Genomic DNA, 16,935 nt, shown 5'->3' with positions numbered 1-16,935 from the left:
CCCTCAAGCAGCCGCCAATTCTTGAACCAAAACAAAAGGCTGCACAATTAACGTATTAAAGCGTTTGCTGCGGTTCACGTTCCAGTTTGCTACTTGCTCAGGTGATGGTTTGTAAATCAATTGCTCACCCAGCCAATGCTGTACAGACTGAACGTTATCACTAGCAATTGCCACTCCCACGTCAATCAAGTCTAGCTCTTGCCCCACCACAACCAACGCTTGCCGATCAGCATGAGGCTGCAGCCAGTTCCACTCAGCCTCATCCAGCATTTCCTCTAATTCTGCTTTAATATCTTCCATTCGCTCAAAATTCCCGTTCGCTCATCGCTCATTTTAGCGAATTCAGTAAGGCATTCGCGTTCAGCCCTGCAAAATTTCTTCCCTGCTCTTGAGTTAGTTTATAACTAGAAACAGCAGTCACTCGTCCTGTAAATGTTTCTGCACAGCCGGCAGCCTTCCAAATCCCCTAATCTCAGCTTTTAAAAAATTATCCATAAAATTACCTCGAGAAAATCCTATGAAACGCGACGAAGTCATCGCAACTTTAGCAGCCCATAAAGACGAATTAAAAGCTTTAGGAGTAAAATCTTTAGAGCTATTTGGTTCAGTGGCGCGGGATGAAGCCGGCCCAGATAGTGATGTAGATTTCTTAGTAGAGTTTGAAGATGAAAACTCTATTGGACTGTTTGAATTTAGCAAAGTGCGGTTTTTCTTAGAGGATGTCTTGGGATGCTCTGTTGAAATGGGAACCCGAAACGCTTTGAGGAAAGAATTACGGGAGCGAGTGATTAAGGAGGCAATTCGTGCCTACTAGAGAATGGCCTCTACGGATTCTGGATATTATCGATGCGATTGCCAGAATTCAACGTTTAACAGAGCAGAAGACGTTTGAGGAATTTGAGGCAGATGAAGCGATTTCAGGAGCCATTCTCTACTGTTTTATCATCATTGATGAGGCGGCTGTCAATGTCCCTTTGGCTTTGCAAAACCGTTACCCTCACATTCCCTGGCGGCTGATGGGAAACATGAGAAATGTGATGGCTCACGAATATTTTCAAGTGATACCAATTTAAAAGGAGTTAACGACAGATAAGGCATCCAAGATGAAGGAATAACCTGTGATGGAAGCAATCATTTCAGGTGTTAACTGCGCCAAGAGTTGATCCACTTTGGTTTGCAGTTGAGCCAGGGTTTGGAACGACGCCCACTTGAGGTTAGCCTTGAGATGTTCCCATAACCGTTCAATAGGATTTAGCGCTGGACAATAAGGTGGTTGAAACAACAAAATGACATTCTCTGGCACAATCAAGTTTTTGCTTGTGTCAAACCGTCCATTATCGACTTGAAGAATATTGAGACTATTTCGATAGGCTTGGGAAAACTCATCCAAAAACCGTTGATAGCACTGGGTATCAACATGAGAAAATTGCAGGAAGAAAGACTCTCCCGTTGCCGGTTCTACGGCACCGTAGAGCCAGAATGCCTTGAACAACCATTGCCACTGTCCAATGGGTTTGACTCCGCAAGCTGTAATTAATCGTCCACAGATGGTTTTAAGTCCAAAGCGACTCTCATCTTGTGCAAAGTAGCGAATCTCTTGCTGAGCCTGCCCCACTAGCCGAGCGTGCTGGCTCAACAGCGCAAGGTCATCGGCAAGGTTTTTTTAAATGCAGAACGCTGTTGACTATTTTGCTTGTAATTTTGCGGACGGGCGACCTTGAGTTTGGCTTTGAGTCGATAACGGGTCATCTGGTACACCGCATGATACTGTGCTTCTACCCCCAGAGTTTCCAAAAGCCATTGCTGTACTTCTCCATAGCTGCTAAATCCATGATTTGGCTGTTGTAAGCGCTTGGCCAACGCCGCTTCTGCCCATTGCGGAATCACTCGTACCCCTCCTGGGGATTTCTTAATTTCCAGCATCGCTTCCACTCCCCCGTATCGGTACATCGATAACCACGTTTGTAGTGTGCTGCGATGTTTCCCCATGGCTTTGGCAATTGCACTAATACTGGGTGGATTATCTTGTTTGAGCCAGTAGAGCACTTGCAATCGTTCTTTGATGGTTGCTGTCTCGGCTTGACGCAACCTTTGTGCCAGATTCTCTAAACTTTCCTGCACGTCTATTGAGGTGACTCCAACCATCTCGACACAGGGGTAAACGGCGATTCTCACTTTATCACATCTGTCGATTATTCAATTTAAATTGGTATGAATATGAGACGAGTTTGGAATACGATTCAAAATCACCTGCCGGCACTTGTACCGCAATTACACGAGTTACTACGAAGTGAAGGGATCAAATGAATAGTTCACTTCTTAGGAGGGTGCATGAGTCACGCACTCTACGCGCTTGCACCTCTTACCAGCATCACCGTGCAATCACAACCTCGCGTGATTGCTTCGGGAATATTTCCTTTAATAACTTGCTGCAATAAACCCTCTCGGCTTGCCCCTAAAACAATCACATCGCACTGATCCTTGTGCGCTAAATCTATTAAGGCTTCAGATACAGAATTCGCACACACCGGCATCGAAATCACCGGCACATTCAATTGCCGATCTAGAAACTTCGAGGCATTATCCAATAACGTTGTATCAAATTTCCCAGCCGACGACTGACAAACCTGACACAGGCGGATTTCTGGTTTCGCACTAATTGCGACCAAAGCCGGCAGTAATTGCACCGCACGCTGAGAATTCGGGCCGCCGGCCATCGGCACCAGCCAGCGATTTAAAGAAAGTGCTGAGTTTTGAGTGCTGAGTGTTGCGTGGGGGATTGCTGGCTGGTTGAAGATTTCAAGCTTTCGCCGGCTTTTCTCACCCCATTTCACCAACACCACATCGCATGCCGCCTGCCGGATTAGCGTATCTACAGAATCGCCAAAAATCCGACCGGGAGTGGATGTGTTGCCTTTCCACCCCATCAAAATTAAATCGATGTGTCGCTCCTTAATGGTTTCTAAAATTGCCTGGGCTACATCATGGGCGACGCGCACCTGGGTATGCACCGGCACGTCCCAATCTCGCCCGATCCGCTCAGCCTCACGCAGCATCCGGCGACTTTTGACGGTTCTCACCGGCGTCTCAGCCGGCGAACTATGGCGAGATACCAGCATTACCTGAAGGCACTCAATTTCATAGTTGCGCTCGTGGGCCATTGCCGCCGCCAGACGCAATAAGGCTGGGGCGGTTTGCGGGTTGGCCAAAGGCACCAGCAGCCGACCTTTACCCGTCGCCGGTGCTCGCGTTTGGTAAACCACATAAGAAGGCTCAGGATGAGGGCCAACCTGAGCCTTTTCACCAGTCAGTTTGTCTGACTCTGCGCGAATAATATCGCTGCGCGTGATAATCCCCACCAGCTTTCGCCCCTCCGTCACCGGCAGTCGGCTGAGATTGTAGCGATTGAGCCGGTACAGTACCTCACTTAAGGTATCCACAGGTCTCACTGTCACCGGCTGTGGCGTCATGAACTCGTTCAAAGGCGTATTTCCGGGCAACTGGCGCTTGCCGGTGTTTGCCAAGTCTGTTTGGGTAACAATCCCCACCAGCTTGCCATTATCGACCACCGGAAAGCCCCGGTGGTGAGAGCGGGAAAACGCCTGCATCACTTCATCCAAGTTCATTTGGCTCGATAGCGTTTCCACACGGCGCTGCATGACATCCGACGCCGACAGCTCAGCCAAAATCCCATCTGCCGGCTTTTCCTTTTTCAAATTAATGCCATTAAATTCTAGTAGCCGGTCATAAAGGGATTCCTTCTCTACCTTTTCTGCCACCAAATAAGCCACTATAGAGCCAATCATTAAAGGCAGCACCAGTTTAAAATCGGTAGTAATTTCAAAAACAATCACCACGGCTGTAATCGGTGCTCTGCAAACCGCACAAAAAAATGCGCCCATGCCGGCAAGGGCGTAGGTGGTAGGCACCCCAATGCCGAACCAATCCCACTGCAAAATCCCGACGATGTGGCCCAAGGCAGAACCCAGCACCAGGGATGGGGCGAATAACCCGCCCGGTGCGCCTGAAGAGGCGGCGATAATGGTCAGAACGAAGTGAGCGACAAAGGCGAGGGAGATATTTGTCAGGTTGGCTTCTTTGCTGAGGAGGAACTCTCGCAAACCTGAATTGTTGCGGAAGGCTTCGGGTAGCATCGCCACCACCAGGCCACATACCAGCCCCGCTAGGGCGATACGCACCGGCAGGCTCAGACGCAGTACGCGCCGGTTGAAGTATAAGAGCGCAACTATTGATTTCGTGAACAGGCTGCCCAGCAATCCAGCCAGGATTCCCAACACCACGTAACAGGGAATCTCCTGAGCTAAAAACCGAGTCTGGGAAACGCTTTGAGTGATGTCAAGATTCAGATCGCCACCCAGCAATTGGGAGACAACAGCACCGATAAAGGAAGCGATAATTGCTGGGCCAAGGGTAAAGCCGGAGATATCGTAGAGCAGTTCTTCCACGACAAACAACACGCCGGCTATGGGTGCGTTGAAACCGGCAGCTAAGCCGGCTGCCGCCCCACAAGCAATGAGTTGGCGTCGGTAGTCGGGCGAGGTGGGAATCAAACGACCGATCCCCGCAGCCAAAGCGGCTCCAATTTGCACAGTCGGGCCTTGCCGGCCTAAGGTTAACCCTGAACCCACCGCTAAAATTGTGCCGACCAGCTTGACACTAGCCACCCGCCAATCTAGAGAAATACTCACGCCGGCTAAAGCGGCTTTGACGTGGGGAATGCCGCTGCCGGCAGTCTCAGGGGCCAGTCGTTCTACCAGCCAGCCGGTGAGCAACCCCCCAACGACTCCGACACTGGGGAGCAAGAACCATGCGGGAATCAGATGGGCTGCTGTATAAACTCGCCAGCCTCCCAGCCATCCCACCCCTTGTTTGAGCAAAACACCCGCTAGTCCAGAGACTAAGCCAATCAGACACGCTTCCAAAATTGCAAGGCGTTTTGGGCCTAGAATTTGAGATACGAGAATCTTTCGATATTTTTTAAGCTTGAACTTTGAATTTTGAATTAAGTTCTGATAATTCATAATTCATAATTCACGAACCAAATGGATATTTTTAAAGCCATCTTTTTTTAGTTTAGTCTGTTTTTTAAGGGTGGGTTCGCTTGATGTACAGTCAAAACTTTTGATGGAGCTTCTTTAATAATTCCACCCGACAGATATTTGATCAAACGTCTGTTGGGTAAGCAGTTGAGTCAGTTTTTACCGGCTGGGAATTACTGGCCCCTGTGAGGATTGCTGAAAGGGATTTTCAGTAAAGGCTACTACCTCTAGGAAAAATAGTTTAAGGCTCAGCCCATAAATGAACCCACGCACACTGCCCTTGGAAGCGTTTCTCGCAGTTTCACAAGGAGTGGGGTATGCGTGGTGTGGTTTATTGCATTAAACCAGGCTCAGCAAAATTTTGATTTTTTCTTTTGCAGGAACACTTCAATATTATCAAAGTATTGGAGCGGATCTTCTAGTTTGCTTATTATTAGATTTGTTGCAAAGGTTGTTTTTTTCTACCGCAGATGATAAGGCATTGTGCGGAAGCCATAGGCAGATAATAGGGTAGTCTGCCGGCAGGCATATACAGATAAATGCAGATGGTGAATGCCGGCGCGGTAGGTTATCGCTTACAAGGGCCGGCTTTTGGGATTTTTGTAAAAAAGGTACTGAGTCTGTGCCTTTCCTTATCGCTTACTCTGCTTGGGATGAGGGGTGCTCGCTATCCAATTTTTTAATCGCGGTTTCCAAGCGATCAGTGAGCTGTTGTGCGCCTTGCTTGGTATGTTGCTTGCAGTAATCAGCCACCACTAAAGGCGAACCGATGCGAACACTGACACCGCAGCCCCAAGTGGCATAGGGATGACCGTAACGAATGCTCATCGGCACAATTTTAACACCCAATCCGGGGTGGGTCGATTCAGCTTTCAGGGCGATCCGAGCAAGTCCGGGTTTTAGCGGGTGAACTTCACCATCATGAAAAATGCCACCTTCGGGAAAAATCACCATCATCTGGCTATCTAGAAGCAGTTCTACACCATGACGCACGCTGGAAATGCCAGGATGTTTGACATCAATGGGAAATCCACCGAGTTGCCGAATTATCCAGCCTTGCAGTCCTTTAACTTCATCTGCTGTCACCATAAATCGCAAATGCCGGCCTGTGACATGATGTCCTGTGGCGTAAGGCAGCATCAGCGAATCCCAGCGAGAACGGTGGGTGGGGGCCAAAATCACCGGCCCTTCTTTTGGTAGATTTTCTTGCCCGCTCACCTCTAGCCGGCCAAAATAAGATGGCAGAACCAAGAAACGACCCAAGGGATAAGTTAAGGCAGTTAGCCAAGGCGAAACACCAGAAGTTACCGGCCCCATATTGGAAAAAGGTGTGACGTTGAGAGAATTTTCGGAGGAATTGAGCTGCATCATGGTGGTATCGCTGACTGTGGCTAGAACTGATGAACTTCCTTAAAGGCCGCTTAAACCCAACTTAAGGTGCTTTGTCTGCCTTGTCTTCTTTCTAAGGGACACTTTTCCCAGTGTCCTCAATCCTCCAGTAGCTAGATTAAAAAGGGACGTAAAGGCGATCTTTGGCTTAAACAGATTTTATTCCTAAAAAAAATTAATCGTTAAACTCACTTTTGCAACAGAGAAAAAGGCGTTAAGAACAAAACTTTGCAAAAGTTAAACAGCTTGATGCCGGCAGTGGCGCATCTAACAATTCATACAAGCCGGTGATGAAATTAAACCTTTATTTAACTCGATGCTGTGATGTGTTAAGGAGAAAAGCACAGAGCGCTGCAACGTGAGAAAATGAGCGAATAGATAGATTTATGCGTTATCTCAAAGCCTGATTGTCGTTGACTAAATGAAAAATCAGTAAATATACCAGGTGCATACAGCGACTCATCACTTAACCTTAATTGAGGAAGCTTGGGAGGTATTTTGCGCCCTATTCAATTCGCTAGAGATGGCTACACCGGCACAGACGCAAACGCAGTTTCCCCAAGCACTGAAACTGTCGTTTCCATCGGTGAACCGCTGGGAAGGTGGCGGGATACCGCCCTTGCCAATCGTTCTCCCGCAGATTAAGGTGATGGTGAAGAAAAAAAAGAATCCGCCTAACGGCAGACTTCGCCTGCATGGGGAAGATTTGCTGCAAAGCAACCCGTTACATTTTTAAGCATTTAGTGGAATTAACCCAAACTATTAATTACAGGGGCATCCAGTGGAACTCAATATTGAAGCTCAGTTAAACAACACCCGCAACCTCTTAAAAGAGTTAGGTAACTCAGTTTCTAGCTTAGTCAACGCGTCCCCTGATGTTTTTAATGATCCACAGATTAAATCTTGCCTAGAGGAATTTTTAACGGTTTATGAAGAAGCCGTCCAACGGTTAGAAAATCCTAGTTTTCGGATTGCGACTCTGGGAACTACGTCTTCTGGAAAGTCAACAATTGTTAACGCGCTGATTGGTCGGAAAATCGCACCGATTGAAGCCGGAGAAATGAGTGGGGGTGTATTAACTATCAAACATTCTCAAGAACAAAAATTAATTATTGCAGAAACGGAAGATGCTGCTTGGGAGACTGGTGAATGGACTGGATTAAGTGATGAGGATTTATACCAGCGGATTAGCACGGTGATGCACTCCTATCACGCGGCGCGGAAAAAGCGTGACTATGTTGCGCCACAAATAACCGCTCATGTTCCTCTTTTACCTGCTTGTGATGCTGCTTTGCTAGGTTTACCCAACGGAATCGGAGTTGAATTGATTGATTTACCAGGATTGAAATCAGTTCAAGACCGGGCCAACTTAGCAACTATCCAAACGCAAGTTAATAAAGCTTTTAATTTAGTAGCTTTGGACTATATGCAGGTAGATGATGACCACAGAAAACGCCTCTTGGAAGAATTAAAGACAGTGGTCGAATACTTACAGGGAAGCACAGATTCGATGATTTTTATCTTAAATCGGGTCGATAACCGAGGAGCGGATGATTTACCCCTATCAGAGCGGATTGATCAGTTAAGAGAGGGAATTAAAGAGGTCTTATCACTTAAAGAACTTCCTGATGTTCTGCGTTTTAATGCTCGTCTTTTATATTATGCTCAGTGTGCTTGGGGTTCAAACTCCCCTTATGAACCTTCAATCGTTGACCCAAAAACACGGCTAGAACGACTCAAAGCCCTTTTTAGAGACTGTGCAAGTACGATTGAAGAATATACCGATCAAAATGAGGAGTTAGAGAAGTGGTTTTATGAAGTAAAACGAGAAGTAAAAAGAGGTCAACCTATTAATGATGAAACCATGCGAAAAATTCTCCGCTATTCCCTAGAATGGAGTGGTGGCAGAGAACTTTGGGATTGTTTTCATCGGCGGGTTCAAGAATCATTTGCAAAAATGGTAATACTTCCTGCTTTGTTGGAGGTATTCGCTAATTACGATGCTTTGGCGAAATCTCTCGATGTTCTGATTGAAGCTAGAAAGATTTATAATCAACAGCAAGTTACACAAGAAAGAGAGAAAATCGCTAAAATTCGCCAAGATTTTCATAAAGATATAAAAAATATCAAGAAAACTTTTGATAATAAGCTTAAAAAATTAGTAGAAGGATTAAAAAAGAAGAATAATAGTATGACTCCCATTGAGTTCATAAACGAGAACCCAGAGATTACAGGCTTTGCTAGAGTTTTTCACGCTGTCGCTGAAGTAGAAGGAGACTTAACAAAATATCTAATTGTGCCAGTTCGTGATGCTCTTAAGAATAATCAAGGAGCTTTTAAGCTAAGAGATAAATTAGGAGAAGTTATATCACCTGCATTAGCAGATGATATTGCTAAAGCCTATGATGATGTTAGTCGAAGGCTCAGTAAATTTTCTTCTGAGTCAGAACATTTGGTTAAGCGGGTACGGGATGATGATAATAAGGGGAAAAAAGAACTTGAACATGATGAGCGTTATGTTCGTCTGCTCTATCACACAATGAGGCAAGCTATATCCGTAAGGGCAGAGTTTTTATTACAAGGAAAAGCAAAACAGTTTGAAGACGCTCTAGAATCATTAGGTAATGCAGAAATTGAGGAATTAAAAAAATCCTTGTCTGAAGCAAATCTCTCTTCAATTAAGCTTGAAAAAGCAGCCATTAGTAATTTACTCAAGAAGTTAGCTCAAAACCCGCCAACTTTACCTGATGAATTTTTTGAACTTCCAGACGCTATTAAGCAAAATCGTTCTAAACAAACAGAAGTAGTTGGTACGAAAACAGAATATGAAACTCGCACAAAAACAGAAGAGGAAGAATATACAGAATCTTATCAAGATGGTTCTTGTTTCGCTAGCACAAAAACGAGAACAAAAACACGTCCTGTAACCCGTAATTATGAAGAAGCGGTAACTAGCAATGTTTATGAAGATATTGAATATGTTGAACTTTTTCTTCCATCCCCAGACTTAATGGCAAAACAATGGTTAAGTGGAATTGAGAAAGGAAAAGGAAGCTTATGGGATATTTTACAAAAGTGGATTCAGCCACGATTGGATTATGTTAGCACTAGCTTTGAAGAATCCGTTGATGAGGTTACGAATTTAGCTGAACGTGCTTTGCAACAACAGTTAAGGATTATTGAGGATAACTTTGAACAGGAAAAACAGTTTTGGCGCGATTTTGAAGTTCAAAAAAATAATACGACAGAACTTTGTCAAAAGTTAGAAGAAGGTTCTCGTCAGTGAAGTAAGTTTTAAACATAAGGAAATTCAGGAGTTAAAAAATGGAGCCTAGGGAATTTTTAGCACTACTAGCAAAATTAGCAGCAATAGGAGGAATGGCAGCGGTAGTACATTTTCTCCTCAATCCCAAGAAGCAAGAAGAGGAGCAGTCACAACAGCTAACTCATCGAGGAGAACCTAGAGGCTCTGTTCCAACTCAGACAATTCAAACTCCTCCAGTTAAAACTCCTACAGTTCCACAGTTTTTAGTTTTAGTAGTTTCTGCTGCACAAGAAGAGTTTCTTAAATCACTCCAAGCAAAAGGACAAATTGATATGGGTGATGGAGAACGGCTTTATGAAATTACAAATTACTTATGCCTAGACTCTGGAAGCGACTTTAATAAATCAGTTGACGCTATTAGCAATCAGTATTCAGTCTCAGCAGGAGAAAAATCAGAATATGACATTTGCTTAGTCTCTATTGAACTAAATGAATCTAGCAAAGGATTTGAGCCTAATGTCAATCAACTCGATAGATATGACGCTTTTCGTAACTTAGCTGGGTTAAAAATTAATTTTCTATCGCGTAGATTACAAATGGAATCCTACGGAAACTTTGAAGTTTACAATCGATAAATAGAGTAAAAAATGTTAATTGATACGACTCTTTTAGTTAACAATCCCGAAATCATCAAAGCTTTACTAGATGGCTCAATGAAACGCCACGGAAGCGTTATTAGATGGGCTGCTGGTACAGAAAATGGTGGTCAAATTGTGCGCCATTTAGCCGAAACCCCAGGACTAACTAGCAAACTAATGGGTATTCCCTTTTCCCCCATCTTAGGAGGAACTGATGTTATTGGTCATGGGCTTACTTATCATAAATTAATCGGTATTGAAAAAACTTTATCCTCAGTAATGAGATTAACTCAAATTGCTGCCGGCGCAAGTGTTTTAAACCTTGGTGTCAGCATTGCCGGCTTTGCCTATATGGGCTATAAACTGCACCAAATCCAAAACACTTTAGGTCACATTCAGCAGTCAATGGAAGCAGGCTTTAACCGAGTTGAAGCTGGATTGAATCGGATTGAAAACAGCGTAATAACAGGTTTTAATCGGGTTGAAGCTGGATTAAATCGTATTGATAATCGCTTAGATACTATTTCTGGACAATTAGCCTATCTGTATTTATTAGTAGAAGATAGCCGGCAAAAACAACAAAGCCTCGCCAAAGCGATTTCCCATGTTCATCAAGCAATGCTCATTAAAGAAATTGCTGCTTTACAAGCTGAACTAAATGATCGTTCTCGGTTTCCTGATGAATCACCGAGAGAAGCCATTAAAACAGCTTCCAGAGTGCGATTATTTCTCAGTAATCAAGCGATGCAAGCTACGCCTGAATTAGAAGCTGAAATTATGCTCAATGTTGATGTTTCTATTCAAGGTTGGGCAGTAGCCACAGCAACAGAGGCGAATCTTCTCCTAGAAATCGGGAAGCATCAAGAAGCTAAAGAATTGCTTGCGATAGAAGTCCCTAAATTTAAACAAGTCGCGGAAAGATGGGGCGATGAGTTAATCAGTGAAGAAAACTCTTATTTGTCTACAGCTTATCGCTTTACTAATTCTCGGTTTGAAAAGCATATTACAACCGAACGAGTAGAACGAATTACGGAAATATCAACCAGCGACCGCGCTTTATCTCCTGACCAAATCAGAGGCAAAAAAACTAATGTTGATGTAGAGTTTGGAATGTCCTATAGTTCTTCAAAATTTGATGAAACATGGACACATCGCCAAATTGCTGTAGCTGAATATTTAGATGCTTTGAGCGAACTGGCAGCAAGATTAGAAAGTTTAGAGTCTTTTGCACAGTTGTGCGAGAGTAGAGGTGTTAAAAGTAGCCGTGATATTCTTCCTGGGGCTGACACTGAACCAGGTTTATATATACTTTAAAAAAATATTGAAAGCTTATAAACAATTGAAATAATCGACTACTCACAGCGCCAAATCTTGATAGTCGCGTCATCACTCCCACTCACAAGCGTCTGACTATCGGGACTAAAGGCAACCGAATAAACCGGCCCTGAATGCCCAGTCAGGGTGTGTGCGGGGTCGCAGGTGTCCATCTGCCAGAGCTTAATCGTGCCGTTCTCGAATCAAATTCTTCTGCAACAGCATCTGACAGCAGTGCTGAAAGACCACTTCCTCTAGCTCGTCCAAAGTCTCAAACAATTCATTAGCAACTAGCTCATTTGTCAAAGCTAGTATAGTGTTGGGCGCAGTAACAGCAGATGTTGCAGTGAGAAAGTTTGGAGATGAAGCTTAGGGTTATTGCATCAACATCATTCCAATTTGTAAAGGCTTTCAGTTTCCAGCACCCACGCCGACGAGAAAAAAATCACCCATTCGCCAACACCGGCTAAATCCAACGCTACTCAGGCTGCTTGAGTTGGTAATTGTACTGTCAATCAACTATTATCCACGCCCTTGAATGTATCCTCGGATAAGCTGGGTGATAGCCAACATCTCAAGCATCAAGTAGGTATAACCATTCGCTATCCAAAATGATTGGCTGTTTTTGATTGATTTTATCAAAAAGGAGCCAACGAAAAATTCTAAAGCAACAGAAGCGAAAAACATGGGAATGAGTGTTACCATAATTTCTACGGGCAAAAATGGAAAATTACCCGACTGGACTGGCAAATAATAATATCCCAGTAACATCGACACAATATACGGCAATAAAAACAATAGAACTATAATTCCTGCAATTGTTGAAATAATATTAACAGCAAAAGAAACCCAAATCGCCTTAATTTGACTAATTTTAAGCATTTTTTGGTAAATGAATGCTTCGATAATAATAATTGGAATAAGCAGCAAAATCTGATATCCAATACTTTGGGCGAATAGTGGGACACCTAAATTCGCAAGATAGAGATTGTTCATCTTTTTATTCAATAAAAACTAAGAAGTGAAACCTAGGGGAGCAAGGGTTAAGACATTCATTTCCGCCAAGGCCATTTTGTCCCCATCTCAGTCTTTGCTGAAACAATGAGGTAGAGTACCAACAACCCTGCACTAGCCAGAAATAAAACAACATCGTTATCCATTAATGGTTGTCGCTAAACTGCATACTGAGGATACACCTCGTTTGTCATCCCATCCCATACCCAAACTTCACTAATATGATACCTGCTCGTACTGTGCCCGTCATTATGCACTTGTCTGTGCTGTACTATTATGTCGTTAACCATAATATGGTTCGGTCGCTAATCTTGTCCTACCAGAATTCGGCCATCTCACGCTGAGTTTTGTCCCCGTGGATTTCCACGAAGGCTCGAAACTTCTCCCAGTCGGTGATTTTGTGTCTATTACCTCGATGCTCTCTGACTTTTGCCTTAAAGTCACCCGTTTGCGCTCTACGCTGCAACCATGTATGGATAGTGTTGCGACTAATGTTGAAAACTTCACTGGCTTCTCCTGGCTTCATACCATTGAGTTCTATTGCCTCGATCACTTTTCGTCGCAGGTCATAGCTGTAAGGGTTTGCCATAGGAACGCGGAAACAAATGACTTCTCATCTATCCTATGTACTGACTGAAGTGGCGACTGCTATATATATTTCGATTTAAAAAAGAATTTTCACAAAGAAGGCTTTATAAGGTTGGATTTATTTGTGTTTATATACGGTTTTTAAATTTTAAAAAATAACTGAATCAACAATTGAAATAATCGACTACTCACAGCGCCAAATCTTGATAGTCGCGTCATCACTCCCACTCACAAGCGTCTGACTATCGGGACTAAAGGCAACCGAATAAACCGGCCCTGAATGCCCAGTCAGGGTGTGTGCGGGGTCGCAGGTGTCCATCTGCCATAGCTTAATCGTGCCGTCGCGACTGCCACTCGCTAAAATCTTGCCATCTTCACCAAAGGCAACCGAATAAACGTAGCTGGAATGACCGGCAAGGGTGCGTAGCGGCTTAGTTGCCGGCTGTCTGTGGATCTCCCACAGCTCAATCGTATTATCCCAACTGCCACTGGCTAAAAGTTGCCCATCGGGACTGAAAGCAACAGAACGAACGCAATTTGAATGACCGGCAAGGGTGCAACAATTGGCACTGTCGGGTCTGCCACCGGCACCCAATCCCCATAATTTAACCAGCCGGTCATCACTGCCGCCGGCGAGAAGTTTCCCATTCGGACTAATCGCCAGAGTGCGAACACAATCTGAGCCGGTCAGGGTTTCTATAAGCTGTCCTGTATTCAACTGCCAGACTTTAATTGTTTTATCCCAACTGCTGCTAACAAGGGTTTGAGCATCGGGACTAATCGCCACAGAATTCACATAATTGTTATGTCCTTTCAGCGTATGAATCAGTTTGCCACTGCCCAAATTCCAGACTTTAATCGTGCGATCCCAACTGCCACTGACGAGAATGTAACCATCTGGACTAATCGCAACGGAACTGACATGACCGAAATGGCCTCGCAGCGTGTGAATTAGCGTGCCGGTGTTCAGATTCCAGACTTTAATCGTGTGATCCCAACTGCCACTCACCAGAACGTAAGCTTGAGGACTGAGGGCAATGGAATTCACCTCTTTTGTATGACCGATCAAGGTTTGCACACATCGCCAAACCGGCACACTTTTTGATTTAGGATTTTTGATCGTTTTGGTGGATTTCACCCCTATCTTTGCAGCCGTTAAATGTCCCAAACCAACAGTAGAACTCACGGGCTGCTTATTAAAAATTGCGGGGATTTTATTAAGGTCTTTAAGCACTTCTGCGGCGGATTGATAGCGCTCATTCACCCCATCTTTCAGCATTTTGTCTAAAATTTCAGCCAACTCAGGGGTAATATTTATTCCTTTCGCGCTTAGAAATTCTCGCCATACCCAGCGCCCTTCCATCGCATCATAAAGCTCATCCAGTGAGCCTTGGGTGAGCAACTGAATACAAGTCACACCCAAACTGTAAAGATCGCTCGCTGGATAAGCCTTGCCACCCCGTATTTGCTCAATAGGCGCATATCCTTCTGTCCCCACTCTTGAGCCGGCTTGGTTGCTGCCGTTGCCGGTTAGCTGCTTGGCAACCCCGAAATCAATCAGCACCAATTCCCCATTGTGCCGGCGTAGAATATTCATCGGTTTGATATCCCGGTGAATCACCTGATGCTCATGGACAAATTGCAACACCGGCAGCAACTCTTTCAACAACTGCCGGCTTTGTCCCTCATTGTCAGAACCCTTGCGTTTGCCCTTGCCCAATTCGTGCGAGAGATCGTGCCCATCAATTAACTCTTGCACCAAATACAAGAGCCGGTTTTGCTCAAAAAACGCAAACAGCGATGGAATCTGGGGATGATGTCCTAAGTGAAACAACTGCCGCGCTTCCCGCTTAAACAACTTGATCGCCTTAGCCATTGCCTGAGAATTATTTTGAATATGCGGCTGTGGCAACAATTGCTTAATTACGCACAAACTCTCCAGACGATGTGCGTCTTCCGCTAAAAACGTTCTGCCAAAGCTGCCGGCACCGATTGGCTCAATCGCTTTGTAGCGCTCTTTCAGCCGCAGCAGCGAACCACAAGTTAAGCAGAAACTTGCGGAGTCTGGGTTTTGGGCCTTCAGGCAAGCAGGGTTGAGACAGTAGCTCATACTGGCGACATCACCAGGTTAAACATTCACTTTAGACGATCTAGAGAATTTTGAGAGTTTTCATAAATTCTCTTAATCCCAGCTTGCCGGCTCTACCGAACTCGACAACAAAGCCGGGGGTTGAAGTGCTGGAGAAACAATCACTTCAACCCCCGGCTGTCGCCGTCTCCCTTGCTAAAGGGGACTACAGGGCTGTATTTAATGATGGCTACCTACTTAGAAAACCGAAGCAAGCAGCCAAAGACAATTTTTCAGTTTTAAAGCAAACTTTGACTTAGCGGGCTAGTTACAGATTTTTCTTCTGACCAATCTGTAAAGGTATTGTCATCTTTGTAATGCCGAGGAGTTTGCAGCAACAACTGCCAAGCTTCGCCGGCATCCAATATATTCATCCGACCCGGATAGTGAAGTTCTAGCAATTCTCTGACTTGGGGGTAATAATCAGAGTTCATGCCAGGGAAAATATGATGCTCCGTGTGGTAAGAAAAATTGAGATGCAACCAATCAAAAAATTTAGGCACCCGGATTGACAAGCTATTGAGCAAGGGATCATTAATGCTTGTCATCGGGGAAAGCATATGATTGGTATAAATATAAAACATCAGGCCGGCATAACCAATCCCGATGGGAAGAAAGTAACCCAGTACGAGTTTGAGTGGGTTAAATTGCAAGAAGCTGAGAATACACAGATGAAGCGCTAAAATTATGAGAACTTCACCCGCAATTGCCCGCCTTTCTTTATCGCTGACTGTAAAAGCAGCCGGCACATAATCAACCGATTCATCATTAAAAAACAGCACCGAGGTGAGGTTTCTAAAAGTATGAACGCCCCAAGCACTTGTCATCCCCACAGTTAACCACAAAGGATTCACTTCGGCAGAGGGGACAAATAAATTTTGAATCCATTTTCCCCAGGTTTTCGGCTGCTCGTTTAAGTAATTGCGGTCGGGATCTGTCAGAGAATTCGTTTTGTTGTGATGCTCTCGGTTATGCACTGCTTTCCACTGCGTTGGCGGCATCCACAAGATCGCAAGTCCCAGCAAACCCAGAACACTCATGATTCGGCGGTTTCTAATGACGCTGCCGTGCATGAGGTTATGGGAACTGAAAAGCAATACAATCACGCTGTTACCCATCACCAGTGAGATGGGTAGGTAAAGCCATAAAAGGTAGGCCGGCCAATGATCTAATGTGGAGGCAATGGCCCAACCTCCCATCAAAATTACCAGATTCAGCAACAGGAGGACTAACTTGCTGGGAGCCGGTTCAAATGCTTCGGGTGGCAGCAGGGGACGCAATTTCTTTGCATACTCTGGCTGGGAAACCATAATCTGCTCGTCAGCAAGATTCTTTAGATTTTGTAAAGTCAACGGGAAATACCTTGATTAACAACCAACTGAATTGGCTAAGCCAACAGGCTGTGCATAATATTACACTGGACTCTTTGACAAATTAGGAGAAATGTATTTTGTCAAGAAGCCGTGTGTAAATCTTATTAAATCTTGTATTGAGTAGTTTGGGAATCCCCACCCAGGCATAGAGTTGGGTGAGGAGGCG

General features: G+C 44.6%; 15 protein-coding genes and 1 pseudogene. 6 read left to right on the top strand and 10 right to left on the bottom strand.

Annotated elements, in window-relative coordinates; all coding sequences use genetic code 11:
• Positions 1-3 precede the first annotated feature (3 nt).
• On the bottom strand, positions 4-300 hold the full coding sequence (locus H6F56_RS23505) for a DUF2288 domain-containing protein (protein ID WP_190673743.1): 297 nt from the start codon (positions 298-300) through the stop codon (positions 4-6).
• Positions 301-517: 217 nt separating this feature from the next.
• Between H6F56_RS23505 and H6F56_RS23500 the strand changes: the two genes are divergently transcribed.
• Together H6F56_RS23500 and H6F56_RS23495 are read left to right on the top strand one after the other, a co-directional pair.
• Positions 518-814 (top strand): nucleotidyltransferase family protein, encoded by a 297-nt coding sequence (locus H6F56_RS23500; RefSeq protein WP_190673739.1) that lies wholly within the window; start codon positions 518-520, stop codon positions 812-814.
• Positions 804-1,073, top strand: coding sequence for a DUF86 domain-containing protein (locus H6F56_RS23495; protein WP_190673733.1), 270 nt, complete (start codon positions 804-806; stop codon positions 1,071-1,073). Before H6F56_RS23500 ends, H6F56_RS23495 begins: the two co-directional genes overlap by 11 nt.
• On the opposite strand, the gene H6F56_RS23490 is transcribed toward H6F56_RS23495, so the two are convergent.
• From H6F56_RS23490 to H6F56_RS23475, 4 genes are all read right to left on the bottom strand, one after another.
• Positions 1,070-1,636, bottom strand: coding sequence for an IS630 family transposase (locus H6F56_RS23490; RefSeq protein ID WP_190673730.1), 567 nt, complete (start codon positions 1,634-1,636; stop codon positions 1,070-1,072). The two genes, H6F56_RS23495 and H6F56_RS23490, sit on opposite strands and share 4 nt — an antisense overlap.
• Positions 1,633-2,175: a helix-turn-helix domain-containing protein gene (locus tag H6F56_RS23485; RefSeq protein ID WP_199313222.1), complete on the bottom strand. Its 543-nt coding sequence runs from the start codon at positions 2,173-2,175 to the stop codon at positions 1,633-1,635. The genes H6F56_RS23490 and H6F56_RS23485 overlap by 4 nt, the downstream gene beginning before the upstream one ends.
• Positions 2,176-2,345: 170 nt before the next feature.
• Positions 2,346-5,042: a chloride channel protein gene (locus H6F56_RS23480; protein WP_190673727.1), complete on the bottom strand. Its 2,697-nt coding sequence runs from the start codon at positions 5,040-5,042 to the stop codon at positions 2,346-2,348.
• A gap of 657 nt (positions 5,043-5,699) precedes the next feature.
• Positions 5,700-6,431: a lysophospholipid acyltransferase family protein gene (locus tag H6F56_RS23475; protein ID WP_190673723.1), complete on the bottom strand. Its 732-nt coding sequence runs from the start codon at positions 6,429-6,431 to the stop codon at positions 5,700-5,702.
• A 463-nt stretch (positions 6,432-6,894) separates the two neighbouring features.
• Between H6F56_RS23475 and H6F56_RS23470 the strand changes: the two genes are divergently transcribed.
• The 4 genes from H6F56_RS23470 to H6F56_RS23455 are packed head-to-tail and all read left to right on the top strand — an operon-like array spanning position 6,895 to position 11,666.
• Entirely contained in the window at positions 6,895-7,185 is a 291-nt protein-coding gene (locus H6F56_RS23470) for a hypothetical protein (RefSeq protein ID WP_190673720.1), read from the top strand.
• A 45-nt stretch (positions 7,186-7,230) separates the two neighbouring features.
• On the top strand, positions 7,231-9,735 hold the full coding sequence (locus H6F56_RS23465) for a dynamin family protein (RefSeq protein ID WP_190673705.1): 2,505 nt from the start codon (positions 7,231-7,233) through the stop codon (positions 9,733-9,735).
• A gap of 38 nt (positions 9,736-9,773) precedes the next feature.
• A complete protein-coding gene (locus H6F56_RS23460) occupies positions 9,774-10,349 on the top strand; it encodes a hypothetical protein (protein ID WP_190673702.1) in 576 nt (191 codons plus the stop codon).
• A gap of 12 nt (positions 10,350-10,361) precedes the next feature.
• Entirely contained in the window at positions 10,362-11,666 is a 1,305-nt protein-coding gene (locus H6F56_RS23455) for a hypothetical protein (RefSeq protein WP_190673699.1), read from the top strand.
• Between the two features lie 38 nt (positions 11,667-11,704).
• On the opposite strand, the gene H6F56_RS23450 is transcribed toward H6F56_RS23455, so the two are convergent.
• The 5 genes and pseudogenes from H6F56_RS23450 to H6F56_RS23430 form a co-directional block, all read right to left on the bottom strand.
• The gene (locus H6F56_RS23450) at positions 11,705-11,839 is read right to left on the bottom strand and encodes a WD40 repeat domain-containing protein (RefSeq protein WP_190673696.1); all 135 of its coding nucleotides are present in this window, start codon (positions 11,837-11,839) and stop codon (positions 11,705-11,707) included.
• A 349-nt stretch (positions 11,840-12,188) separates the two neighbouring features.
• Positions 12,189-12,662, bottom strand: coding sequence for a hypothetical protein (locus tag H6F56_RS23445; protein WP_242032146.1), 474 nt, complete (start codon positions 12,660-12,662; stop codon positions 12,189-12,191).
• Between the two features lie 337 nt (positions 12,663-12,999).
• A pseudogene (locus H6F56_RS23440) lies at positions 13,000-13,269 on the bottom strand (IS630 transposase-related protein); the annotation flags it as partial.
• Positions 13,270-13,452: 183 nt separating this feature from the next.
• Positions 13,453-15,378, bottom strand: coding sequence for a serine/threonine-protein kinase (locus H6F56_RS23435; RefSeq protein ID WP_190673689.1), 1,926 nt, complete (start codon positions 15,376-15,378; stop codon positions 13,453-13,455).
• 257 nt (positions 15,379-15,635) lie between these two features.
• Positions 15,636-16,748, bottom strand: coding sequence for a fatty acid desaturase (locus tag H6F56_RS23430; RefSeq protein ID WP_309236621.1), 1,113 nt, complete (start codon positions 16,746-16,748; stop codon positions 15,636-15,638).
• Positions 16,749-16,935 lie beyond the last annotated feature (187 nt).

Source organism: Microcoleus sp. FACHB-672 (genome assembly GCF_014695725.1).
Lineage (GTDB): Bacteria > Cyanobacteriota > Cyanobacteriia > Cyanobacteriales > Oscillatoriaceae > FACHB-68.
This window is presented reverse-complemented; position numbering and strand designations above follow the sequence as displayed.

Bases quoted from the DNA above. Each gene is read 5' to 3' on its own strand.
- H6F56_RS23505 (WP_190673743.1), bottom strand. From the start codon at position 300: ATGGAAGATATTAAAGCAGAATTAGAGGAAATGCTGGATGAGGCTGAG.
- H6F56_RS23500 (WP_190673739.1), top strand. From the start codon at position 518: ATGAAACGCGACGAAGTCATCGCAACTTTAGCAGCCCATAAAGACGAA.
- H6F56_RS23480 (WP_190673727.1), bottom strand. From the start codon at position 5,042: ATGAATTATCAGAACTTAATTCAAAATTCAAAGTTCAAGCTTAAAAAA.
- H6F56_RS23475 (WP_190673723.1), bottom strand. From the start codon at position 6,431: ATGATGCAGCTCAATTCCTCCGAAAATTCTCTCAACGTCACACCTTTT.
- H6F56_RS23460 (WP_190673702.1), top strand. From the start codon at position 9,774: ATGGAGCCTAGGGAATTTTTAGCACTACTAGCAAAATTAGCAGCAATA.
- H6F56_RS23455 (WP_190673699.1), top strand. From the start codon at position 10,362: ATGTTAATTGATACGACTCTTTTAGTTAACAATCCCGAAATCATCAAA.
- H6F56_RS23450 (WP_190673696.1), bottom strand. From the start codon at position 11,839: ATGGACACCTGCGACCCCGCACACACCCTGACTGGGCATTCAGGGCCG.
- H6F56_RS23445 (WP_242032146.1), bottom strand. From the start codon at position 12,662: ATGAACAATCTCTATCTTGCGAATTTAGGTGTCCCACTATTCGCCCAA.
- H6F56_RS23435 (WP_190673689.1), bottom strand. From the start codon at position 15,378: ATGAGCTACTGTCTCAACCCTGCTTGCCTGAAGGCCCAAAACCCAGAC.